General features: G+C 68.5%; 21 protein-coding genes. 12 read left to right on the top strand and 9 right to left on the bottom strand.

What is annotated here, in order from left to right; genetic code table 11:
* Positions 1-36: 36 nt before the first annotated feature.
* Together ACO1BR_RS20665 and ACO1BR_RS20660 are read left to right on the top strand one after the other, a co-directional pair.
* Positions 37-1464, top strand: coding sequence for an amino acid permease (locus ACO1BR_RS20665; protein WP_426796548.1), 1428 nt, complete (start codon positions 37-39; stop codon positions 1462-1464).
* A 191-nt stretch (positions 1465-1655) separates the two neighbouring features.
* Complete coding sequence (locus tag ACO1BR_RS20660; RefSeq protein ID WP_426796547.1) at positions 1656-2891, top strand: epoxide hydrolase family protein; 1236 nt, start codon at positions 1656-1658, stop codon at positions 2889-2891.
* Between the two features lie 371 nt (positions 2892-3262).
* Here the strand turns inward: ACO1BR_RS20660 and ACO1BR_RS20655 are convergent, their stop codons facing one another.
* Positions 3263-3814, bottom strand: a complete 552-nt coding sequence (locus ACO1BR_RS20655) for a GNAT family N-acetyltransferase (RefSeq protein ID WP_426796546.1) — start codon at positions 3812-3814, stop codon at positions 3263-3265.
* A gap of 333 nt (positions 3815-4147) precedes the next feature.
* Positions 4148-5434, bottom strand: coding sequence for an MFS transporter (locus ACO1BR_RS20650; RefSeq protein ID WP_426796545.1), 1287 nt, complete (start codon positions 5432-5434; stop codon positions 4148-4150).
* 567 nt (positions 5435-6001) lie between these two features.
* Here ACO1BR_RS20650 and ACO1BR_RS20645 point away from each other — a divergent pair.
* The 3 genes from ACO1BR_RS20645 to ACO1BR_RS20635 all read left to right on the top strand — a co-directional run bounded on the left by ACO1BR_RS20645 (position 6002) and on the right by ACO1BR_RS20635 (position 7786).
* Complete coding sequence (locus ACO1BR_RS20645; RefSeq protein WP_426796544.1) at positions 6002-6238, top strand: hypothetical protein; 237 nt, start codon at positions 6002-6004, stop codon at positions 6236-6238.
* A 92-nt stretch (positions 6239-6330) separates the two neighbouring features.
* Positions 6331-7599, top strand: a complete 1269-nt coding sequence (locus ACO1BR_RS20640; protein ID WP_426796638.1) for a PP2C family protein-serine/threonine phosphatase — start codon at positions 6331-6333, stop codon at positions 7597-7599.
* Between the two features lie 7 nt (positions 7600-7606).
* Positions 7607-7786: a hypothetical protein gene (locus tag ACO1BR_RS20635; RefSeq protein WP_426796543.1), complete on the top strand. Its 180-nt coding sequence runs from the start codon at positions 7607-7609 to the stop codon at positions 7784-7786.
* A 366-nt stretch (positions 7787-8152) separates the two neighbouring features.
* On the opposite strand, the gene ACO1BR_RS20630 is transcribed toward ACO1BR_RS20635, so the two are convergent.
* Complete coding sequence (locus tag ACO1BR_RS20630; protein WP_426796542.1) at positions 8153-8665, bottom strand: DUF4142 domain-containing protein; 513 nt, start codon at positions 8663-8665, stop codon at positions 8153-8155.
* Between the two features lie 632 nt (positions 8666-9297).
* Between ACO1BR_RS20630 and ACO1BR_RS20625 the strand changes: the two genes are divergently transcribed.
* The gene (locus ACO1BR_RS20625) at positions 9298-10236 is read left to right on the top strand and encodes an ATP-grasp domain-containing protein (RefSeq protein ID WP_426796541.1); all 939 of its coding nucleotides are present in this window, start codon (positions 9298-9300) and stop codon (positions 10234-10236) included.
* Between the two features lie 365 nt (positions 10237-10601).
* On the opposite strand, the gene ACO1BR_RS20620 is transcribed toward ACO1BR_RS20625, so the two are convergent.
* Positions 10602-11261, bottom strand: a complete 660-nt coding sequence (locus ACO1BR_RS20620) for a GOLPH3/VPS74 family protein (RefSeq protein ID WP_426796540.1) — start codon at positions 11259-11261, stop codon at positions 10602-10604.
* 58 nt (positions 11262-11319) lie between these two features.
* Here ACO1BR_RS20620 and ACO1BR_RS20615 point away from each other — a divergent pair, with 58 nt between their 5' ends.
* Positions 11320-11745, top strand: a complete 426-nt coding sequence (locus ACO1BR_RS20615) for a hypothetical protein (protein ID WP_426796539.1) — start codon at positions 11320-11322, stop codon at positions 11743-11745.
* A gap of 165 nt (positions 11746-11910) precedes the next feature.
* Here ACO1BR_RS20615 and ACO1BR_RS20610 read toward each other — a convergent pair whose 3' ends face one another.
* Positions 11911-12447 (bottom strand): hypothetical protein, encoded by a 537-nt coding sequence (locus tag ACO1BR_RS20610; protein WP_426796538.1) that lies wholly within the window; start codon positions 12445-12447, stop codon positions 11911-11913.
* Between the two features lie 384 nt (positions 12448-12831).
* Here ACO1BR_RS20610 and ACO1BR_RS20605 point away from each other — a divergent pair, with 384 nt between their 5' ends.
* Positions 12832-13248 carry a GNAT family N-acetyltransferase gene (locus tag ACO1BR_RS20605; RefSeq protein ID WP_426796537.1) on the top strand — a complete coding sequence of 139 codons (417 nt, stop codon included), beginning with the start codon at positions 12832-12834 and terminating at the stop codon, positions 13246-13248.
* Positions 13249-13616: 368 nt separating this feature from the next.
* Here the strand turns inward: ACO1BR_RS20605 and ACO1BR_RS20600 are convergent, their stop codons facing one another.
* Complete coding sequence (locus ACO1BR_RS20600) at positions 13617-14219, bottom strand: hypothetical protein (protein ID WP_426796536.1); 603 nt, start codon at positions 14217-14219, stop codon at positions 13617-13619.
* Between the two features lie 368 nt (positions 14220-14587).
* Between ACO1BR_RS20600 and ACO1BR_RS20595 the strand changes: the two genes are divergently transcribed.
* Positions 14588-15760: an oxygenase MpaB family protein gene (locus tag ACO1BR_RS20595; RefSeq protein ID WP_426796637.1), complete on the top strand. Its 1173-nt coding sequence runs from the start codon at positions 14588-14590 to the stop codon at positions 15758-15760.
* Positions 15761-15910: 150 nt separating this feature from the next.
* On the opposite strand, the gene ACO1BR_RS20590 is transcribed toward ACO1BR_RS20595, so the two are convergent.
* Positions 15911-16885 carry an aldo/keto reductase gene (locus tag ACO1BR_RS20590; RefSeq protein ID WP_426796535.1) on the bottom strand — a complete coding sequence of 325 codons (975 nt, stop codon included), beginning with the start codon at positions 16883-16885 and terminating at the stop codon, positions 15911-15913.
* An 89-nt stretch (positions 16886-16974) separates the two neighbouring features.
* On the opposite strand from ACO1BR_RS20590, the gene ACO1BR_RS20585 reads away from it, so the two are divergent.
* Positions 16975-17874: a TauD/TfdA family dioxygenase gene (locus tag ACO1BR_RS20585; protein ID WP_426796534.1), complete on the top strand. Its 900-nt coding sequence runs from the start codon at positions 16975-16977 to the stop codon at positions 17872-17874.
* Between the two features lie 605 nt (positions 17875-18479).
* On the opposite strand, the gene ACO1BR_RS20580 is transcribed toward ACO1BR_RS20585, so the two are convergent.
* Complete coding sequence (locus ACO1BR_RS20580; protein WP_426796533.1) at positions 18480-18755, bottom strand: hypothetical protein; 276 nt, start codon at positions 18753-18755, stop codon at positions 18480-18482.
* 1800 nt (positions 18756-20555) lie between these two features.
* On the bottom strand, positions 20556-20693 hold the full coding sequence (locus tag ACO1BR_RS20575) for a hypothetical protein (RefSeq protein WP_426796532.1): 138 nt from the start codon (positions 20691-20693) through the stop codon (positions 20556-20558).
* A 329-nt stretch (positions 20694-21022) separates the two neighbouring features.
* On the opposite strand from ACO1BR_RS20575, the gene ACO1BR_RS20570 reads away from it, so the two are divergent.
* Both ACO1BR_RS20570 and ACO1BR_RS20565 read left to right on the top strand, forming a co-directional pair.
* Positions 21023-22990: an asparagine synthase-related protein gene (locus ACO1BR_RS20570; RefSeq protein ID WP_426796531.1), complete on the top strand. Its 1968-nt coding sequence runs from the start codon at positions 21023-21025 to the stop codon at positions 22988-22990.
* Complete coding sequence (locus ACO1BR_RS20565; protein WP_426796530.1) at positions 22987-23424, top strand: lasso peptide biosynthesis B2 protein; 438 nt, start codon at positions 22987-22989, stop codon at positions 23422-23424. The genes ACO1BR_RS20570 and ACO1BR_RS20565 overlap by 4 nt, the downstream gene beginning before the upstream one ends.
* The last annotated feature ends 58 nt before the right edge of the window (positions 23425-23482 follow it).

Raw genomic sequence — 23482 nt, 5'->3', positions numbered from 1 at the left:
GTGGAGCATCGAGCCGTGGAGCGAAAGGGCACCACCATGACCTCAGCGAAGACTGCACCACCTCGTCTCGGCGGCGACGCCGGCACGGAAACACCCGACGAGGGCTACCGGCGCGGACTCAGCGCCCGCCAGATCCAGATGATGGCCATCGGAGGCGCGATCGGCACCGGGCTCTTCTACGGTTCCAGCACCGGTATCGCCGAGGTCGGGCCGAGCCTGCTGGCGTGTTACGCCGCGGCGGGCATCGTCATCTTCTTCGTCATGCGGGCGCTGGGGGAACTCCTCACCTACCGCCCCACGTCCGGCAGTTTCGCGGACTACGCGCGCGAGTTCTGCGGCCCGTTCGCGGGCTTCGTCACCGGCTGGTCGTACTGGGCCGCATGGGTCGCCGCGTGCATGGCCGAGGTGACCGCGGCCGGCCACTACGTCGCCTACTGGTGGCCCGCCGTCCCGGTCTGGGCAACGGCAGCAGCGGCCCTGATCGTGCTCTTCGTCGCGAACCTGGTCTCCGTCGCGCTCTTCGGCGAGCTGGAGTTCTGGTTCGCCACCATCAAGGTCGTGGCGATCTCCGCCCTGATCGTGATCGGCGTCGGCGTACTGACCTTCGGCTTCTCCTCCCTCGGGCAGGACGCCTCGATCCGACATCTGTGGGCCGACGGCGGCTTCGCGCCGCACGGTGCCTGGAAGACCATGGCCGCCATGCAGGGCGTCGTCTTCGCCTACCTGGGCATCGAGCTCATCGGCCTCACCGCCGGCGAGGCGGAGAACCCCAAGCAGACGCTCCGCAAGGCGATCAACACCCTTCCGGTCCGTATCGCCGTCTTCTACATCGGCGCGCTGGTCATCCTGCTCTCCGTCCTCAGCTGGACCCGGTACACCCCCGGAGTCAGCCCCTTCGTCCAGGTCCTCGCCCAGGTCGGCATCCCCGGAGCCGCCGGGATCATGAACTTCGTCGTCCTCAGCGCCGCCCTGTCCTCCTGCAACTCCGGTATCTACTCCGCCAGTCGGATGGTCCGCGGACTGGCCGTCAACGGCGAGGCCCCGAGGTCCATGAGGAACCTCACCAACCGTCACCTCCCGCTGCCCGCACTCGTGCTGTCCACCTTGGTCATGGGCATCGGCGTCGTCGTCAACGTCGTCTCCCCGGACAAGGCGTTCGTCTACGTCACCTCGGTCAGCGCCTGCGCCGGCCTGTGGACCTGGGCCGTGATCCTCATCGCGCATCTGCGCTACCGGTCCAAGGCACGCGCCGGGCTCCTGCCCGCCGTCGACTTCCGGATGCCCGGCGCCCCGGTCACCAACTGGATCGCCCTCGCCGCGCTCGTCTTCGTGGTCGTGCTGATGGCCGCCTCCAGCGACACCCGCCTCGGCCTCTACGTATGGGCCGTGTGGTGCGCGATACTCACGATCGGCTACCGGGCCACCAAGCGTCGCGCCAGGCGGCCGGCGCTGGCCCGCCGATAAGGGCCGTTCGGCTCAGGGGTGGTGTGATGTGCTGTTGGCGCATGTGCGTGCATCGCCGCCTGCCACCACCTCGGGCGGGACGCAGGCCGGCCTCATGCTGCGCCCGCACTCTTCGAAACGGCCCGGCTCGCCGCCCAACCACCCGTCAGGGCGACGACACCGCTTCCCCTCCCCAGTTAAGGAACCACGCCATGACCACCCCGTACGCCTTCCCCCTGGAGCCCACCCCGATCCATGTGCCCGACGAGGTCCTCGATGACCTGCGTGCCCGTCTCGCACTGACCCGTCCGCCGTTGGACGAGGGGAACGGGGACTGGTCATACGGCGTCCCGGAGAGCTATCTCCGTGAGCTGGTCGCCTACTGGCGGGACGGCTACGACTGGCGCAAGACCGAGGCCGCGATCAACGCCTACGAGCACTACCAGGTGAGCGTCGCCGGTGTCCCGGTGCACTTCATGCGCAAGCCCGGCCGTGGCCCCCGCCCGATCCCGTTGATCCTCACCCACGGCTGGCCGTGGACGTTCTGGCACTGGTCGAAGGTGATCGACCCGCTCGCCGACCCGGCCGCGTTCGGCGGTGACCCCGCCGACGCCTTCGACGTGATCGTGCCGTCCCTGCCCGGCTTCGGTTTCCCCGGCCCGCTCACCGGCTTTCCGGACGTCAACTTCTGGAAGGTCTCCGACCTCTGGCACACCCTGATGACCGAGACCCTGGGATACGAGAAGTACGCCGCAGGGGGCTGCGACATCGGCGGGCTCGTCTCCAGCCAGCTCGGCCACAAGTACGCCGACGAGCTGTACGGCATCCACATCGGCTCCGGGCTGCCGCTCGACTTCTTCACCGGCCCCCGCGCCTGGGACTTCGCCCGGAACCGGCCCCTCACCGAGGACCAGCCCGCCGACGTCCGCGCCCGCATCATCGAGCTGGACCACCGCTGGGCGTCCCACCTCGCCGTGCACATGCTCGACGGCGCCACCCTGGCCCACGGGCTGAGCGACTCACCCGCCGGACTGCTCGCCTGGCTCCTGGAGCGCTGGAACGCCTGGAGCGACAACGGCGGTGACGTCGAGTCCGTCTTCACCAAGGACGACCTGCTCACCCACGCCACGATCTACTGGGTGAACAACTCCATCGCCACGTCGATGCGTTACTACGCCAATGCCCACCGCTACCCCTGGACCCCCGCCCACGACCGCACCCCGGTCGTGCAGGCCCCGGTCGGCCTCACCTTCGTCACCTACGGGAACCCGCCCGGTATCCACACCGCCAACGAGCGCGTCCGGGCGTTCAAGACCGGCCCGCAGGCCGATTGGTTCCACCACGTCAACGTCAACGCCCACGAGCACGGTGGCCACTTCATCCCCTGGGAGAACCCCGACGCCTGGGTGAGCGACCTGCGCCGCACCTTCCACGGCCGCAGGCCCTGAACCACCCTGCGGGCTCGTCTGTCGATGAGCCCGGCACCCCCGATATCCATGAAGCCGAGCCCGTCACCTGGAAGTGTGCCGTGCCGCGACCTTGGTCCGCGCGGCCCGGGTGGTGTCACACCGGGGCATGGCGGGCCTCAGGCAGTACGGACAGGCAGCTGTACGGAGAGGCGCCCGTACGGGGGCGCCTCGTACCGGAGAGCGATGTGTAGGGGTGACCGCCCCGGACGAGTCGGCCGAGCGGCAGCGGCAGCGACGGCGGGGCGGGGGCGACCGGCCCGCGTGCGGGTGCGGCCGATGGCCCCAGGGGCTGGAATTCTTCCGGGGGCGGGGATGGACTGCGGACTTACCTGGTCGATACACACCGATGATCAGCGGTGGCCGCGGTCTTCCCGCGGCCGCTCCCTCGGCACCATCGGGCTATGCGGCTGGAGCACAAGGTCTCGCTGGTACCAAGTGCCAGGCTTACCGCCGAGGTGGGCCGGATCGGCCGGGCCGACGGGGACGAACCCGGCTTTGGCCAGCACCTTCTGGGACGCGAGATTCTGGCGGGCGGTGGCCGCTCGCAGTGCGCGCAGGCCGTGCTGGGCCGCCGCCAGTTGGCACAGTTCCCGGACGGTCGCGGTCGCCACGCCGCGGCCGGCGACGTGCCGCGCGACCCGGTAGCCGAGTTCCGCAGTGCGGTCCTCGATGTCGACCAGGTTGAACCTGCCGAGTACCGAGCCGTCCTCGGCGACGAGGATGTGGAAGGCGCAGATGCCTGCCTCCTGCTCAGCCAGCAAGGCGTTGTACCTGTCGGTGAACTGGGCGAAGAATTCGTCACCGCGGTCGGAGACCGAGGCAGCGAAGTAGGCGCGATTCGCCAGCTCGAAGGCCAAGACCGCCGGGGCATGGCCGGCATGCAGCCGCGTCAGCTCGGGCATCGTCCAACCCTAGCCAGACGGTCCGCCGAGGCCACGTCGTTTCCACCTGCGGCAGACAGCCCCAAGCCCAACGCACACACCGATCTACGACTGGAGTAGGGGTAGTTGGCGGGAGCGGGGACGTGGTCACGGCGCGCCGCCGCCCTGCACTCGAATCGCCCCGGGGAGGACCCTCCGTCAACTGGCCTGGACGGGGAGCCCTTTGACCATCAGCCCCGCGCCCCTCACTACACGGCCGAGTCGCTGGTCCCCACCCGCGATGTGCGGCTCGGCGTCAGTGCCCAGGTGCTCGATCGAATCGGGGAATCGAATTCACGGGACCTGTACGGCAGTTCAGTCGACGCCGTCCGCCGTCTCCCGACTGCGGCCTGCCCACTGGATCACGTACGGCATGGCGATACCGGAAGCGACGAAAATGCCGCCCATGACGAGCCAGCCGGGCGTCCCCCAGGTCACGCAGAGCAGACCGAGCAGGCTCGGTGCGACCACGTAGCACAGGCCCATGCCCATGCCGAACACCCCGGAGTACTGTCCCTGGGCATGCGCGGGAGCCAGCCGGAACCGGAGCTCCAGCGACCCGGCCGCATGCCACAGCGAGCCCACCGTGTGAAGGGCGACGCCGGCCATCATGATCGTCACGGCGGCCCAGCCGGGCACTGCGGAGGCCGTCGCGATGACGGACATGCCGACCAGGAACGCGAGACCGGCACGGCGGATGCTCCGGCCGGCGATCGTGCCGCCCTTGATCCCGCGACCCGTACGTATCTGCAGGAACACCACCATCACGGTGTTGACGGCGATCGCCAGGCCGACGAACCAGCGTGGCGCTTCCGTGCGCAGGACCACCCACAGCGGCAGGGCGAAGGACAGCACCTCGCTCTGGATCCACATGATGCCGTCGAGCACGACGAACATCACGTACGGCTTGTCCCTGAGCGCGAGCCACCGGCCTGCCTCGTGCGGGGACGGCAGGGGTTCGAGCTTGGGCAGCTTGACCAGGACGGCGGCACTGCCGAGGAACGTCAGTGCGTTGCCGAGGATGAGGGCGCGGTATGCGGAGTCCGTATCGATCTGCACCGCCGCACCGGCCGCCAGCGCGCCGAAGGTGCTGGCGAGCATGGCCACCGACCGCAGGTACGAGCGGAACTTCGGTACCTCGTCGCCGCCGAAGCGGCGGATCATCGGGCCACGGGCCGCACCGCCGGACGACCCGGCGAGGTCGGTCACGGTCACAGCCAGGACGAACGGCCACAACGAGTGGGCGAACAGCAGCGACGTCATGGACAGCGTCTGGATCAGCAGCGTGACCAGAAAGATGTCCCGCGGCCCGCGGCGGTCGGCGAGATGCCCTACCGGGATACCGGCGATCAGTCCGACCACGGCCGCGATGCTGAGGCCGAGGCCGACCTGCCCGATGGACAGGTGGATCACCCGCAGGGCGTACAGCGGCACGGTCGCCAGGAAGGCCGCGGTGCCGAGCTGGTTGACGAAGCCGGCGAGGGCCAACTTCCGTTGGGGACCGGGCTCCAACAGCAGTCCCCGCCGTACCGGCCAGGATCGTTTCGCGTCGCCGATCTTCCCGGTGTTGCTGTCGGTTGACGTGGTGGGGGCTTGACTCACCCTGTACTCCCATGTCTGTTCAGCGTGTTGTGTCGAAATCGGGGGCGGGCAGGTGAAGCGGGTGTGCCGCACGGCTCCACCGCGAAGGTCACGGGGGAGGCGAGCCGCTCGTTGAGAGACCGGGCGATCACGGACGCTCTTCTCAACTACCCCTGCACCAGCCAGGTTTGCGAAGCGGCAGGCGTGGAGTATGCCCAGGTGACAGCCACGATGAGAAGGCGTCTGGTGTTGGGAGAATGTCACAGCGAAACCGGGAATCCGCGCATCGCGCAACCGGTTGTCGATAGTGGTGCTTCCCTCTCATGGACTCCGGTCATGAGAGGAGGCAGATGAGGGGCGCCGGCTACGCCGGTGCCGAGCCGGGGAATGATCCCGTTGACCACCTACCGGTGATCCCGCCAGCGGCCGCATCGGTTGCTGCTTACCGGCAGCACTGGCTCCAGCAGAGCCCACTCGGTGTCAGTCAGATCCCCCTGCTGAGCAGGACCACGTCCTCGACACCATCCCGGACCTCCTACGACGCTGGACCGGAACCTGTGCCACCTGCGGACGTCCCCTACCCACCCGATGAGGCAGACACCGACCCAGCGTCGTCCGCGCCGAGGCACCGACCTGACGAAGCACTACGAGTCGCCGTCCTGGGGGAGCGGGGGACCGGGGGCGGGGCGGGGCGCCGAGATGGACGCGGACCTCGCCGTCCTCGCGCTGGGCGTCGTCGGTGCCGAGCCGGACCGGGTGGCGAAGCGGCTGAGCGCTACCGCCGAAATCGAGGCCGGTCCCCAGGGGCCGATGAGGACCGACTGAGGGTGGCCGGCGCACGAGGTGTGCCCCGTCGAGCTCGGCTCACCGCCCTGACCGCCGCTCTCGCCCTCGCCGCGGCCGCACCCGGCGCGATCATGCCTGACGTGAGAGAGGTTGGGATCGGTGTGAGACTGGGCACGGAAGGGGTGATCCCCGTGTCGGACCCACCGCACGCGTCCGCCGGTCGCGGTACTGCCATCGATGAGAATCGGCTGGACGAGCTGATCATCGAGGCACAGACGGCCCTGCCGTTCGAACTGCCCGCCCTGGCGAACCGGTGCGCCGTGGCCCTCGGCCTGGACGCCGCGCTGATCTACCTCGTCGACCTGCAACAACGGGTGCTCATCCCGCTCGACGTGGTATCGGAGCTCCTGCGGGTGGACCGCTCGACGGCCGGCTGGGCGTACCGCACGCTCTCCCCGCGGGTGGCCGAGGCCGACGGGGGCGTGATCGTCTGGCTGCCGTTGGTCGACGGCGCGGAGCGGCTGGGGGTGCTGGCGGTGCGGACCGCCTCGCTCGACGGTGCGCGGATGCGCCGCAGCCGGATGCTGGCCTATCTGTTCGCCATGCTGCTCACCTCCAAGCGCGCCTACAGCGACTGGCTCGCCGGCCTCACCCGCACCGCCACCATGCGGTTGCCCACCGAGATGCTGCGGGCCTTCCTGCCACCCCACAGCGTCGGCAGCAGCAGGTGCGTGTCGACCGCGGTCCTGGAACCGGCGTACGACGTCGCCGGCGACGCCTACGACCATTCGGTGGTCAAGGACGTGCTGCACACCATGATCCTCGACTCCATGGGTCACGATCTGACCTCCGGCCTGACCACCTCGGTCGCCATGGCGGCGGCCCGGAACGCCCGCCGTGGCGGTGGCGAACTGACCGACGTCGTCGGCTCCGTCGACCAGGCGCTCGCCCAGTGGCTGCCCGACCACTTCTGCACCGGCGTGCTGTGCCGGCTCGACGCGGTCACCGGGGTGCTGCAATGGGTCAACTGCGGTCACCCGCCGCCGCTGCTGATCCGTGCCGAGCGAGTGCTCGACGGCGTGCTGGACAGCCCCCCACAGCCGCCGATCGGCCTGGTCGGCCAACTCGCCCCGGCAGCCCGGCAGGTCCACGAGACAACACTGGAACCGGGTGACTGTGTCCTGCTCTACACCGACGGTGTCGTGGAGGCACGCGACGCAGACGGTGCGGAGTTCGGCCTCGACCGGTTCACCGACTTCATCATCCGCTCCTCCGCCGCCGGCCAGCTCCCGGCCGAGGTGCTGCGGCTGCTCATCCACGCCATCCTCGATTATCAACGCAACCAGCTGCGGGACGACGCGACCATCCTGCTCTTCGAATGGCGCCCGCAGTACCGGTGACGCGGTATTGCCCCGAGCCTCCTTCTGCTCGTACGCCGTCTCCGGCTCGTACGCCGTCTTCGGCCGGGTCAGGTACCCGGTCGGCACCTCCGGGGCGACCCCGAGCTGCTCGGTGACGAACGCGCCCGTCGACGCCGGCACCCCGCCCGGTTCGCCCACCCGGAACGCGCCGAGCGAGCATCCGTAAGGTCCCCCACCGCACCCCACCCCCGCCTCGCACCGCCCAGCCGGGTCGCAGCACGCCGTTTGGCGAGCGCGAGCCCTCGGCCCCGGGCGTCCGGGCGGAGGAACTGCCCCAACTCGCCCGGGGCGGGCTCGGCGGCGAACCGGCCGTGCGGGAAGCGGGTCGGGTCACCGAATTCGGTATCAAGGCCACCACGCAAAACGTTCATATGTTCGACTGCGGTCCTGTGGGAACTCCAACGTGGTGAGCGGGCGTGTCGTCCTGTCGCACCGGAAGTCGTACGTTCTCGCTGGGTCTGACTGCTTGGTCTGAGAGCGGCGGCACGCGATGCTGCCGCCGCTCTCCGACTGCTGCCTGCGGTGCCGGCGGTCAGGATCGGGTGCCTGTCCGTCCCTTGCCTGTGTGGCAGATTCCGCCACTGACCGCTTGGAGGTGCTTCGCCACTGTGGGCCGGGCGCCCCGGGCGAGCGCGCGGGTCTTGGCGTTCTTGCCGGAGGACACTTCCTTGTCGATCAGTGCGAGGGCCTGCCGGTGGCTCGTGTCCTGGCTCTGCAACCACACCCGGTTGTAGTCCCGCTTGCCGTGCAGGGACTTCAGCGTGGTGAGCTGCTTCTGCTGGGCGGTGCCCCCCGTGGAAGACAGGGTGACGCCCTTGCTGCGGGCCAGCGCAACGACCTGCGCATCGAACTTGGTGTGGTCGCGCACGAACATGTCCGCCACCTGCTTCACACAGGTGCTGGTGGTGTGCTTCTGGGCGTCCTTGGCGGTGGCGATCTCGGCGAGATTGCCCTGGTGGATCGTCTTGAGGAAGGTGGCGTCGGGTCCGGTGACCGGGGCTGCCGCCGTGGCCGGAACGGTGAGTCCGGCCATGGCGAGTGCCATGGTTGCGACGGCTGTGCCGCACGGGCGGTTCATTCGCATGGTGTCCTCCACGTGTCCGTGGAACCGGATGACGAGCCGGCCGATGGGCCGGGCGCCCCGTGCACCGGACGCGCCGGACCCGCCGTCTCCTGGGCCATGCTGACTGCCTTCGCCACCCGCTCGCTCTCCGAGCCACCCGACGGAAGTGACCCGTCTTCCGGGGAATCCGGGCGTGGCCTGAGCAACGAGACCGTGCGCGGCCGCACGACCAGGTACGCCCGAACGGGTGAAACGGGAGCCGCCCCCACCCTCAGGCCACCGCCCCACGCCGCTGCCGCCGCCCGCCCCGCCCCGTGTTCTTCGGCAGGTATGGCTCAACACGAGCCCACTCCCGATCCGACAGATCGCCTTGCCCCACACAGCCCCCCACCGACGTTGGCGAGCCGTGAAGGCGCCCCGGGCCCGGCAGAGGTTCTGCATTAAGGGCTTGTCCGATGGGTCGTGTGACTGAGCAATCCACAACGCATCGTTTCGAGTCAGGCCGGGAAGCCTCTCGTGGTTTGAGTGGGTCCGTTGGCAACAGGTGAGTGGGGAGATCTGTGGAGAGCAGACGGTTACGGGTGGGGACGTTTTTGTCGGCAGAGGCGATCGGCATGTCCGAGGCGCTGCGCCGGCTGCCGGGCGGTGCCGTCCCCGCGGCGGACCGGGCTCGGTGCCTGGAACTGCTGGGTGGGGTTAACGGTGTGGACTTCGTCCACGACCTGAACATCGACCGGGCCCACATCCATAACGGGCGAGTTTATGTGGACGGATTCTGCCTCAATGACCTCGATCTTTACGTCTGGTACGCCCAGATCGACCGGGGCCCGTACAGCTACCACATCGAGGCGTTGCGCACTCTCGCCCGCGATACCCGGGTCGTCATCGACCCGGAGGGTTTCGCTGCCGGCGTCGACAAGTACCGCTCCCACCTCGCCCTGAGGCGAGCCGGGGCGTGTGTGCCCGACACGATGCTGGTCCACCAGGGGAACGTGGCCGCAGCCGAACCTGTGCTGGCTGAATGGGGCCGCGCCGTCCTCAAGCCGCGTTACGGCTACTTCGGCCAGGGAGTGCTCCTCGTCGAGGACTACCCGTCCCTGCGTGACACCGCAGGCTACGTGGCGAGCACCGCCCCTGGGATCCCGGACACCACGCTCCTGCTCGAACGCTTCTATGAAAACGACATCGCTGACTGGCTGTCGACGACACTCGTCAACGGCTCGCTGATGTACGGATATCGCAAGAAGCCGACACGATGGGCAGCGATGGGCGGTGGCGCCGCCAAGATCTACGACGCCTCCGCGGCCGGCGGCGAGGTCGAACTATGCCAAGTCCCGGCCCTCCACGCCGAGCAGGCCCTCCTGGCACAGAAGGCATTGGGTGCCAGCATCATCGGGTTCGACATGATTCTCCACGACGGGAGGCCGATCATTGTCGACGAGAACACCTTCCCCGGCCTTTACCCGGACCTGTTCCATGCCGTCGGCAAGGATTTCGGAAGCGAACTCTTCCACTTGATCGTCCAAGAGATCAGGAAATTGCGTTTTCGTTAGGCTCCTGAGGATCTGCGGGGGATGCTCCGTATCGCCCCAGGCCAATCGGGCGGGATAGTGCATCGCCCCAGCCGAGCCCATTCCCCGTCGCTTCCGATGCAGCGCGCCGTGCACTCCACCTCGACATCGACCCCAAGAGCCACGTGACCTTGCGAATCCAAGACGGCGGGACCGTGAAGGCCACCTGGCTCAGTCTCGACAGTGCCTCCTGCCGCCTCGACAGCGACGACGAGGAGTAGATGCCCTCCAAGCCTCCACTGCGATCACCGGCGAAGGTGAAAGTGGGTCGATAACGGTGGTCGCTGAACCGGCAGTCTCGGACCGGTCCGAGGGCAGCGTGACGGCAAAGCGCCGCTGGTGATACGTCAGTCGGCGTTCTTGTCCGACGTGATGACCCGACGGACCGCTTGCGCAATCGGTTGCGTCGTGGCGAGCTTGCGAGCGGTGGTGCGGGCTGGCCGGCCCTCGGGCCCGGGGAAGTGGCGGCTGTCCAGGCTGATGGTGGCCATCAGGGCTGCGAGTTGGCAGTCGCGTTCGAGCTCTGGCGGTCGGCTGTGGTCGGGGGCGGTGGACGCTGCGGCCAGTGAGGACCGTACTCGCGTGGCGATCTCGGGGGCGATGCCGAGGTCGGTCGCGAAGAACTTCAGGTAGGGGAGGAAGCCGAGGGCACGGTGTGTCTCCTTCCGCATCAGCTCCTGGGCGAGGAGGTGACAGCGGAACGCATGCAGGTCTGAGGTGGTCGCCAGGCGGACCGCGTACTCCAGCTTGGTGGGGAGCTTCTTGATTCCGCCGAGCCGGCTCAGCACGCCCGCAAGGACGGGGTCGGTGGGTAGGAGCGGCTGGATGCCGAGCAGGCGCCGGTCGTCGACCGTGATCGCTCCGGCGAGCAGGAGCTCGCCCAGGATGCCGCCCGCGAAGGCCCGGTGGAGGCCAGATGGGAAGCGGAAGCGTCCGGTGAGTGGATCCGCGCACAGCAGTAGCAGCTCGATGGGGATGGTGCGAGTCGGCCGATCGTCTCCCTGCACGACTGGTTCCCTCCCCATCTGGGGCTTCCCTCAATCGGCGGAGGCCACCTTCTCAGAGGTGTTGGCCTGGCTGGCCGGTCTGGAGCAGAGGGTCACTGCCTTGGAGCGGGCCCGGCGTGCTCCCTACCCGCGGTGGCGTCACCTTCCGCTGACCGGAGCCACGGCGGTTCCCGATGCCGCGCAGCCGTCGCCGATCCGCGCCAACCCATGGAACACGCTGGAGTTCAGCGGCCGGGGCGTCCTGCTGGACGGCTGGGCCGCGGACGAAGCCGTCATCGTCCTGCCGCCGGAGGGCTACCGGGCCGCCGTCCCCCGCACTGTCCCGGTCGCTTCTGATGCAGCGCGCCGTGAACTCCATCTCGGCATCGACCCCAAGGGCTATGTGACCTTGCGAGTCCAAGACGGCGGCAGCGTGAAAGCCACCTGGATCAGCCTCGATGGTGCCTCCTGCCGCCTCGACAGCGACGATGACGATGAAGAGTAGAAGCCTTACCCGGGTCTGTTCCCGGTTGGGTTCACGGGGGCTGGGCGCCGCGGTGGTACCCGGAGTGCTGACGGCCGTATGGCGCGAGTGCCCCGCCCCGCCGACCGAGGCAGGGCACTCTGTGCGGGCGGCGGCAGTCCGACGCCACTGTGTGTCGTGCGGCTGCTAGGCGAAGGTCAGCGTCGCCGGGCCGGTCTGGCTGGGGACTCCCTTGCCCATACACGCGGTGACGCTCAGATTGGGCAGCGTGACCGTACGCGTGGCGGCGCTGCCCTTCCCGAATCCGTCGGTCACCGTGCCGACGGCCGTGATCTGGGATGTGCCGTTCCCCAGTCGGACCACGGAGGTCACCTTGAAGAGCACAGTTGATTTCTTGTCGTTGTTCCACTGGTAGGTGGGGTTGTCCTGGGTGCCGAGTGGGTTGTTGAGGGAGGTACAGGACGCGGTCTCGGTGAGTTGGAACGTTCCCTTGCCGGACGTGATGCCGGCCGTGTCCTTGCAGGACGTGTAGACCTCGGTGATGGTCACCTCGGTCGACTTGGCGGTGTTGGTGAGCGCCGGATCGTAGGTGACGGTCTGGGTGCCGGTGCACGACAGAAGCGAGGTGTCGGCGTGTGCTGCGGCGGGTGCGAGGAGAGTGCCGCACGCGAGCGCGAGTGCTGCGATGGTGCTGAGTGTCCGAGAGCGTATGCCAGCGAACACGGTGCCTCCAGGGGCTTCCGAAAGGAGTGGCGTACGGTGAGACCATTAGGGCACCGCTCTCGGCCAGTTGGCCAGATCCCGGCCACACACCAGAGGAGTGCACCGGCTCAATGCCGGGCGCGCCACGAACCCTGTGCGCCGCTCGTCTACAACAGTCCATCGTGCGTGCGGCCGGAGTCGAGCCTGCGGACCGGCGGACCGCTCACAAGGGAATCAGTGCCGCATCTGACAACGTCCGCCCTGTTGGCGGACCGGCAGAGGTCGGGGCGGCAGGGGGTGGCTCCGAAGACCGTGGAGCTGGGCGTGGGGCTGGATTCTGTGTCGGGAACGCTCCGGTGACGAAACGGCCGGCTCCCGATGCCGAAATCCTGTCAGGATCCCCGAATGGAGATCCGTCGCATCACTCAGGTCGAGGCCGTCAACGCCGCCGGGCACCTCTTTGACACCGCCCCAGGGCAGGAGGCGACTGAACGGTTCCTGGGGGATGAGCGCCATCACCTCCTGATCGCCTACGTGGATGACGTCCCGGCGGGGATGGTCACTGGTGTCGAGATGACACATCCGGACAAGGGGACCGAGATGTTCCTGTACGAGCTGGGCGTGGACGAGTCGTTCCGCGGGCGTGGCATCGGCCGGGCTCTGGTGTCGGCGCTTGCGGACCTGACGCGCGAGCGGGGCTGTTACGGCGTGTGGACGATCACGGACGAGGACAACACCGCGGCATTGGCGACGTACAGCCGCGCTGGTGGCGTCCGGGAAGCGGGACAGGTGGTGCTCAACTGGACCTTCGATCAGCCGTAGACCGATGCAACCGAACCGCTTCTCGCACTGGGCAGTTGGCGCCCCAGAGTCCTCCTCGCAGCCGGGACCCGCGCCGCCCCCACCGGCCACCGCGACAGACCAACACCGATACCAACACCGATACCAACCTGACCAAGCACTACTCGTGCCGTGGCAGGCAACGTTTGCCCGTCAAGGAGCGGCGTCCGATGCGTGCTCCGGGGTACTCCCTGTTTGGAGAGCTTGGGGGAGTGCGGGCCGGAAGTGGGGTCCCCGTTCAGCGGAAGCTGCGGCTCCATCGAGCCCACGCGGTGTCACACAGATCGCCCCGTCCCACAACTGACGGAACGATCTGCCGACGGGTCCGTCACCCGGCCCCTCGGACACGCTCAATGGACCATGTTCCACATCTGGTACCGGTTGGTGTGGTTGTAGCAGGTGGTCTTGGCGACCGGGGCGCCCTGCGGGTGGCCCTGGTCCCACAGCAGCTGGTTGTAGTGTCCGTCCTGCCCGCGATCAAGGCAGAGCACCTCGTTGAGGTTGGAGTCCGCCTGGTAGTTGGCGAACTGCCAGCTGTTGCGAGGGTTGCCGGAGCTGTTGCCGACCCAGGTCATGTTCCACTGGTCGTGGTAGTCGCTCGAATTGCACCCGGCCGCGCGGGTTGCGAACCAGCCACTGGGATCCGAGATGGCATGCGACCACTGGACTCGCAGGCAGTTGCCCTCCTTGCGATGGACGATCTGCACCCGGTCGTAATAGCCACCGACGTTGCCGTCGTAGGACACGACGTTCCACCGCTGCCACGGATTACCGGGCTGGCACGGATTGGTGTAGACATCGCGGCCGTTGGAGTCCAGGCAGTAGCCGGTGGCGTAGTCCTGGAGCATCACGTTGTACTGGTAGGTGTTCGCTTGGGCGGTGCCCGCTGTTCCCACCACTGCCGCAGCCGCCAGCATGCCGGCCAGCAGTGCCGATCTCACCTTTAAGTTCACCGAGAGTCCTCTCTCCTCGTACCGCAGTGGTTTGCACGAGAACCCTGGCAGGCGAGCGAACAGGCGAATAGGGAACGGGAGGTCAAGAAACGGTTCATTCCGCTCTCGGCACCCGCGCGCTCAACCCGCCGGGAGCTCCGGGTCTTCACCGCGTGCCGTGAAGACCCGATGTAGGGCCTGCTCCACCTCGTTCAGGGGCCCGCCGGAGTGTCTGGGATCTGCGTCGCGTGATGCCACGAAGCTTGGACCACATCGGTATTGCGCCCATCCCATCGGACACGCCCTGGTACTCCAGTGCGACTTTGTGATCTGTGCGCTCTGACCGTGCCTGAGTAGCGGCCGTAGAGGCGAGCGAGGGGCACGCGCTCCTGGTCCGACGGGTGGAGCCGCGTGCCAGGGCCCGTGCCTTCGTCCTCGGCCTGCTGTCCGGCGTCGGGCGGAAGAACTGCTCGCGGCTGGCCGAACAGGCCAGCCACGCCCGCCCCGGGCCGATGCAGCGGCTGCTGCGAAGCGCCCGCTGGGACGCCGACGCGGTACGCGACGACATCCGCGCCTACGTCCTTGAGCACCTCGGCGCCGACGACGGCGTGCTGGTTGTCGACGAGACAGGCTGGAGCCAGCAAGACGTCAAGGCCGCAGAGGGTTTCTTCGCCCACCACCACGGCGAGGCGTCCATGCTCCAGGGCACCGTCGGGCTCATCGGCACCTACCTTTCCCCCACCGGCGCCTTCACCCTCCGCTCGACCGGCCGCCTGGGCGGCGTCGAAGGCCCCGGTCGGCGACTGTCGCAGTCCTCCCGCCTCTTCCTGGACATGGGCAACAAGAACGCGCTTCGGGACGGGTCGCTGGCCGCGACCGTGACCAAGGTCCGCCTGGTCCACGCCTCGGTCCGGCAACTGCACAAAAAGAGCGGCGAGTGGAACTACGAGAAGTGGGGCGAACCGGTCTCGCAGAAATACACCACCGGCGCCTCCTTCGTCTTCAGCACCCAGATCCTCCAGGCAATGAAGCACCTCGGCATCGACGTCTCCCGCGACGACGCTCACGGCTTCATCTGCGCCTGGCACTACGTCAACCACTACCTCGGTACCCCGGAGAAATGGCTGATGCCCAAGGACGCCGACGAGGTCGAGCGCCTGTGGAACTCCCAGCGGGACACCGAATGGCAGAAGACCGACGACGGAGTCTTCATGACCAAGCAGGCCGTCGACTTCTACCGGAAGTTCCTGCCACCGGGCGCGCACGACGCCTACATGGCCATGGTCCGCGTGGCACTCACCGACAAGTACGCCGTCATGGCAGGCATCCCGCGCAGTGTCCTGGACCTGGCCGGTAAGCCGCTCGCCGCCGGCCACGAAGTCATCAGCGGCATCGGCAGTGGCCTCCTCGGAGGCGCCGCCAAGGACACCATCGGCGTCAACCCCTACAAGGAGATCCTCGGGGTGGCGTCCAAGGCGTTCAACGACATCGAACGCTACGCCCTCACCCACGACCAGGACGACCAGCCGCAGATGCACCAGGAACTCCACGACAACCGCTGACGGAACTCTCACGTCGGGTGGGGTGCCACTCGGCCGCTGTGCGGTGGGCTCGCTGCCGAGCGCAGCGGGCCCAACGAGGTCCGGTCCAGGGCGTGTCCGATGGGTCGTGCGGCCCAGTGAGCCCAGTACGCGACAGCCCGCCGCCTCGATCTACATTTCCAACCGGGACATGTCCGGGGCGCGGTCGCCGGCGGCTTCCGGTATCGCGTCGGTGATCAACCGCAACAGCTCGGACGTAAGCGTGATCGCAAGCGCCCCGGAGTTCTCGTCAAGGTGTGTGCGGCGACGCATGCCCGGCAGGGGGATCACACCGTCCGGCTGCGCCAGAACCCAGGCCAGTGCCAGTTGCGCGGGAGTACAGCCGAGATCCCCGGCCAACGTCCGTAGGTGCTCAACCAGGCGCAGGTTGGCCGGCAGGCTCTCCCTGCGGAACCGGGGGTGATCTCGGCGTATGTCGTCGGCGGCCAGGGTATGTACGCCGGTGAGCGTTCCTGTGAGGAGACCGCGGCCGAGCGGCGCGTACGCCACCAGCGCGACGCCGAGTTCCCGGGCCGTGGGCAGGATCTCCCGCTCCAGGCCACGTGTCCACAGCGAATACTCGCTTTGCAGCGCGGCGATGGGGGCTGTCGCGCACGCCCGGCGCAGTGTGTCGGCACTCACCTCCGACAGGCCGATGTGGCGCACCTTGCCCTCTGTCACCAGCTCGCTCATGGCGCCGACGGTATCCTCGATGGGGACGGCCGGGTTACGACGGTGCAGGTAGTAGAGGTCGAGGTGGTCCACCCCGAGCCGGCGTAGCGACGCGGTACAGGCTCTCTTGGCGTAGGCGGGCGTCGAGTCGACCCGTCGCGCCCGGCGGTCGCGGGACCGTACGACGCCGAACTTGGACGCCAGGAACACCTCGTCGCGGCGTCCCGCGACGGCCCGTCCCACCAACTCTTCGTTGGTGTACGGGCCGTACATGTCGGCCGTGTCGAGGAAGGTGAGGCCCAGGCCGAGCGCCCGGTGGATCGTCGCGATCGACTCCGACTCCTGGGCGGGGCCGTAGAAGTCGGACATGCCCATGCAGCCCAGCCCCATTGCGGACACCAGGGGGCCGCCATGCCCCAGCCGCTTGCGCAGCATCCCAACCTCCTCGTGCGGCCTTCTCTGCGTTCACCCTGACTCCTACCCTCAAGAGGAGGCACGGTTACGCATGCGGAAGGAAGATGCCGATGACCGGGAACACCACGGACGAGGACGGCTGGACACGACAGACCTTCGCCTCCCCCATCGACTTCCGTCTCTCCTACAGCCCCGACCACGCCCTCCTGGCTCGCCGATTACGCGCCGAGGTGCTCGACGGCCGCGGTTTCGCCGTGGTGACGGGCACGCCCGCCGGCACCATGACTGCCCAAGCTGCCCAGGAGTTCGCCACGTCGATGCTCCGCCACCTCGGCGAACCCCTGCCGCAGGGCCGGGGCCCGGAGGACACCGCCCTGGCATGGCTGGTCCGGGACGAGGGTGCCTCGGCACACACCGACGACCGCCGCTTCCACGAGAACGCCTACACCTCCAAGTCATGCGGCTACCTGCACCTGCACAACGACCGGGCAGTGAAGCCCTTCGGTCAGGAGCCCGACTGCATCGCCCTTCTCACACACCGCAAGGCCCTGCGGGGCGGCGCCTCCGTCCTGATGGACGGCTGGACGGTCCACCGCGTCCTGCGCGAGTCGTCGCCTCACGCACTGGACGTCCTCAGCACCCCGTGCCCCGTGGACCGCCGCCACGTCACGCCCCAGGGCGAAAACCCGGTGGTGCGAGCGCCGGTGTTCGAGCAGGCCGACGGCCGTCTCCAGGTCCGATGCAACCTCAAGCGCATCGAGACCGCCGCCGAACTGACCGGCGAGCCCATACCGGCCGAGCAGCGCGCGGCCCTCGAATCCCTGCGCCAGGTGCTGGCCCGCCCGGAGCTGAAGGTCACCATCCCACTGGAGGAGGGCGACTGCCTCGTCATCGACGACCGGCGGGTCCTCCACGGCCGTACGTCCTATGAGGACCACCCCGACACCGCCCACCGACGCTGCCTCGTACGTGTCATGCTGCGGTGCGTATCGACGGGCCCGGCCTCCTGAGAGCCTGACCTACTGCCACCGTCGGCCAGCGCCCCACCATGGGGAACGACACCGGGTTCCGTGATCGGATCGGGTGAGCTGAGCTACCCTGCGTTCGGGCGCTGATCAGCGAGGATGTCGCGCGACTCCTGCCCTCGGGTACAGGGGGCGGGAGCCTGTTTCGCCGGTAGGGCGCTCCGCTGCGCCGGAGTTCATCTCCTCTGACGCTCGAAGACTCCGGCCTGCGCGGACGGCCGAAGGTGCCGTGGCTACGGTGCGCGCGGATAGGCGCGAGTGGATCCGCAGTGGACGTGCAATGGACGGAAGGCCCCGGAAAGACCCCGAGCCGGTCGCGGGCCCCTGCGACAGCGCCGACCGGCCATGGCCGCGGGCTGCCGCTGACGTCATCTCCTGACGCGCCGGACTGGCCTCCTGACGCCATGGCGCCAGGAGGCCAGAGGTCTCGGCTGGAGCTGGGCACCGTCGCTCGGCTTGTTGGAAATGGCCGGCCGAAGCCAGGGAGATCGCCAGATACGGTGCCCGTTACGGCGTCTGCTTACGGCGTCTGCGGGCAGGCCCTTGGCGGCATCGCCCGCCACCTGCAGCCCGCCGAGCAGGCCAGCGCCCTAGCCCTCGCCACCAGCAGCCATGGCGGCGAGGGTCGCGTCGACTGTCGTGGGCGCGGCGGCCAGGCCAGACCTCAGCACGTTCTGACCCACGGCCAAGGATTCGGGACCACCTGTCGGAAGTCCTCTCCCCACGGCTTCCAGAGGAAGGCTCCCCACTTCGCCGGCAACCGTCTCCGTGGCCCTGCCGAGTGGCGAGTCAGCAGCGGCCACACCTGCTGTGCCCAGCACGGCAGTACCGGCCAGCAGCGTGGCGGCAATGGTCTTGGAGTACATCGTCCCACCTTCCAAAGTCCCCGTGTGCAAAGGGTGTTCAGTGAAGCTCCGTCAAGCTTGGCCGACCACCCCTCGAAAAATCCCCTCCCCACAGCTTGCGGCACCTTCCTTCACTCCATCGGCGGAGCGGCACGCCTCCACCGACCCACACGCCCCGAACGATTAGCAGCCCGGCTCGTCGACGTCGACCTCCAGGAAGCCGACGGCACCCCCACGCCGAGTCCGCATCCGGATGACTTGGTGATGGCGGAGGAAGCCGACCTTCGTCACCGGCTCTGGGCCCGGCTTTACCCGAACTCGCAGGCCCCACAACCAGCAAGGGCAACCGCAGTGCCAACAGCCGTACCTATGATGCCCTTATGGCATCGGTCTCCCGTTGGGTCTAGCGCTTCACGACATTGGGCGTGGACTCTGCCTCTCCCTCCGTTGCGTGCATCTCAGCCCTCCCTGTGGTCATGTGGCTTTGAGGCCTGCTTGGTCGACCGAAGCGAGGGTACGGAGGGACGTATTGGCTTCCAGGGTTTCGGCAGGACGGTCGCGGTGCTGGTGGAGGGGGCTGGACTGACCGCTACCCTGCAACTGGCGGAGCGGGGCTTCCAAGTGACGGTGGTGAAGCCTGCCGGCTGGGGCTGGAAGGCTCGCAGTATCTCGGTCCAGGGGACCGGGGACGGCGGGCGTCTCGAACTTCCCAGTGAGCACGGTATCCGCTGCGACGTCCAACCGTTCGAGCGCGTCGAAAACGGGCGCGGTAATGTGGCCGGGCCGGTAAATCCTCGCCACCGGAACGATTTAAGCGAACGACCGAGCGGTAATATTCCGTTCCGAAGCGAGCGTTCGCGCTTGCGTGCGATCCGAAGGGTGCGATGGCGGCCGGGCGTCAGGGGAATTTGGTGTTGCGCCGTGCCACGTCTGGGTGAACTCTCGGCCAGATTCGGTCCTTTTGATGTGGGCGCCGCTGAGCAACGTTGAGGGGTTCACTGGATGTCCATGAGGTTGCCCAAGTGACCCTTGGCCCACGAGATCGTTGCGCTTCGGTGAATTCTGTGTCTGTTTGAGGAGCAGCCCACTGCCCTTGATCGAGGGGTGGATGGAGCATTGGAAAGAAATCCGACCTGTCGGTTCAGGTGGCGCTTCGGTGACAGTATTTGGGCCCGGAGGTCGAACCGCGAGTGCAGTCGCGAAAGTTGACGTAGGGCCGGGAGAATGGCCAACCGATACGGGGAGCCTGGAAGTCGAAACGGCCCAGGAGTTCGGTGTGCGGCGGGCTCCCGTTGACGAGGCTCTCTCGTTGCGGCCGGCAGTTGACAGTCGGCGGTGAGGCAGTGGGGGCGGAGTCGTGATGTGCATGGATCGTGGCGACGGGGAGAGCGGGCGCGGCGAGCCGGGTAACGCGCCGTAGGGCGGCCGGATGGGTCCATGACTCGGGGCTGGTGCGCTCTGGACCTGAGCCGGCGCTGGCGGTGCCGTTTTGGGTCACGGTTGGGTGGTGACGTGGGCCGGGTCTCGGGTTTGGGGGCGGGCGGTCGCGTACGGGACTCGCGGTGTCCGCGCACATGAAGGGCGGCCTCCGACTCCCGGCCGCGGCTCGGGTCGTCACCCGTGCCGTCCATGTCCGGGAGTTGAAGGCCGCCTTTGCTTCCGCCCCATGGGAATCAGGGGGAAGGAGTTGCCGAGCGATCCCCGGTCCTGCGCCGGAAGGTTCGGATGTCCTGTGCTGTCGCACAAGAATGCGAGAGAACGGTCTGGCGCAGGGACGGGTATGGCTTTTCCTCCGTCGTCAGCCGATGGAAACTGTCGGGACTACCGGGCCTTCTTGAAGCCGATGGTCGTGGCGTCCTTCTTGGTGTGGATGGTGCCGTCGGTGTCCTTGTTGAAGTGGCCGACCTTGGCGGCGGTCGGCGGCATGTAGCGCTCGGGAAGCTGCTTGGTCTTGGGCATGGCCTTCTCCTGTCCATCTCGGTGGAAGCTGAAGTGGCGCCGATTCATGTAATCGGGTTCCGATCCGGGATGTCTACTCGGGTATGGCAACTCCAGCCAAATCAGGCTGCTTCCTTACCTGCGGTAAGGATCAACCGGGGGTCGCGGGTGACCCGTTCGTGTGGGCGTGGATCGCGGTCGAAGGCGGGATCGGCAAATCCCTAGGTGTGGTGCGGACTTGACTTGTAAGTGTGCGTTGTTACCGCCGACGGGACTTTGCGTGGGTATCGAGCCGACGTCCGGCGATTCGCTCTTTCGTGCGGTGGTGGCGCGATATCAACTGTGTGCAGTTGCGCGAACTTCCCCCGGTGATGGACGGTTCTGCGGGCCGTGCCAACGGCGCGGATGTCGCCCTGATATCTGGTGGTGAGGCATTGCAGTTCCTGAACGACGACAACCTCTTGGTCTTCCCGGACTCCCCGGGCGGCGCTCGGGTCCACCGCCAAGTCGCGGCAATGGCACCGCAGATGGTGCCGCACGCTTCCGGTCGGCCGTGGCTGGCCGGCTCGTGGGATCCGGAGGATCTGGTGGTGGCCGACGCCGGGCCCGTGCGCGTCGCGGTCTATGGCTCGGTCTCCCTCACATCGGAACGTCTGTCAGCGCTGGTTCCCACGGTGCGCGCCCTGCCGGACCTGGATCGGCTGGTCCGCCGGCTTCCCGGCAGTGCGCATGTGCTGGCGTCGGCCCATGGCCAGGTGCGGTTCCAGGGCACCGTCACCGGAACCCGTTGCGTGTTCACCGCATGCGTGGACGATGTGCCGATCGCCGGCGACAGGGCCGACGTACTGGCCGGGATCACCGGTGCGGAGGTGGACGAGGAGCTGCTCGCGGCGAGTGTGACGTCCGGCATGTTCTTCGCGCCGTTGAGCGAACGCAGTTGGTGGCGCGGCGTGCAGCAGGTGCCCGCGGACTCCTACGCGGTCCTCCCCGGCAACGGTGCGGCGTGCATGGTGCGTTGGTGGCTGCCGCCGGAGCCGCACCTTTCTGTGGCGCAGGGGGCGGGCCAGGTGGGCGAGAGACTGCGGGAGGCCGTGGCCCTGCGGCAGCCCCGCCAGGGCAGGCTGTCGGCGGACCTGTCGGGCGGCATGGACTCCACCTCGCTGTGCTTCCTGGCTGCCGAGCACCGCCCCGACCTGTTGACCTTTCGGTGGACCGGCGGCAGCGTCATCAACGACGATCCGCAGTACGCGGAACAGGCCGCGCGGTCGCTGGAGCGCGCCGAGCATCTGACCGTGCCGGAGAGCAGCGCGCCGCCGGTGTTCTCCCCACCGTACTGGGCCTCCGACACGGAAGCCCCGCGGGCCACCACCCGCGGGATGAATGCGATCCGCACCGGTATCCGGCTGCTGGTCGAACACGGTGCCACGTGGCACCTGGCCGGGCACGGGGCCGACGAGTTGTTCACCGGCAGCGCCGCCTATCTGCACACGCTGGTACGTCGTCGCCCGGTGACCGCCCTGCGTGAGCTGCAGGCCCACCGGGCACTGTCCCGCTGGCCGTTGGCGGCCAGCCTGTCGGAGCTGTTGCGTGGGGAAGACCTCGGCACCTGGTGGCGACGGTGCGCCGACGGACTCGTCCGTCCCGCGCCGGCCGGCCCGGCCCCCGCCCTGGGCTGGGGGGCGCTGCTGCCCGCGACGCCGTGGGCCACCGGGGAGGCGGTGCGGACCACGCAGCGGCTCTTCCACAGCCTGGCGGATGGGATCGCCCCCCTGGCACCGGACCGCGGGCAGCACGAGACTCTCACCGCACTGCGCAGCGCAGGACCCGTGTTGCGGTTGCTCCGTCGTGAGTTCGCGGTCGAGGGGCTGCGCCTGGAGTTGCCCTACCTGGACGACCGTGTGGTGGAGGCGGTGCTGGCGATCCATCCCCACGAGCGCTGCACCCCTTGGCGGTACAAGCCGGTGCTGGCCGCGGCGATGCGTGGTCGGGTGCCCGATGTGATCCTCGACCGGTCCACCAAGGGTGACTGCGAGGAGTCCGTCGACCGTGCCTTGCAGCAGCACGTTCCGGACCTGCTGGAGCTGTTCGAGGACTCGCTGCTGGCGCACCGCGGCCTGATCGACGTGGCGAAGTTGCGGACCACCTTGCGCACGCCGCCGCGCAGCGCGGACGTCTGGTCCGCGCAGCTGGAGGCGACGCTGGGCGCCGAGCTGTGGTTGCGGGAGATCGCTGCCCGCCCCAGCGGCCCGTCGACCGCATCCGCCGGCCTCGCCGCCGCCCACCCACACCACATGCCCGACCCCGAGGAGGCCCTGTGAGCAGTCCCCCGTGTGCCCTGCCGCCGCGCGTCCGGCTGCCCCTGCACCGGCGCGTGGTGCCGCTGGCCGCAGTGGCTCTTGCCCGGCCACTGGCCGCGCTGCCGCCCCGGTATCTGCGTGCCGTACTCCAGGCGCTGCGCGTCGGGGCCCGTCCGAGTACCGCCGCGCAGGCTTCCGCGGCCCGGACCGCGGTGGTCGCGGTGAGTCTGCGCTGTGCCGTGCACAACTGCCTGCAGCGGTCGGTCGCCGCGGCCGTGGTGTGCCGGCTCAAGGGGACGTGGCCCACCTGGCAGACCGGCGTGCGCACCACTCCGTTCGCCGCCCATGCCTGGATCGAGGCCGACGGTCAGGTGATCGACGAGCCGTATCCCGACGGCTACTACCGGCCGCTGCTCACCGTCGCCCCCGTACCACCCAAGCAGGCGGCCTGCTAGGGCCTGACCCATCGGACAGGTCCCAGCCGCCCCGCGCCGCATCCACGCCCGGAGGAAC

It is taken from the genome of Streptomyces sp. YGL11-2 (genome assembly GCF_050054615.1).
In the GTDB taxonomy this organism is placed as follows: domain Bacteria; phylum Actinomycetota; class Actinomycetes; order Streptomycetales; family Streptomycetaceae; genus Streptomyces.
Note: the sequence above shows the minus strand (reverse complement) of the source record. Positions and strands in the feature narration are given on the sequence as shown.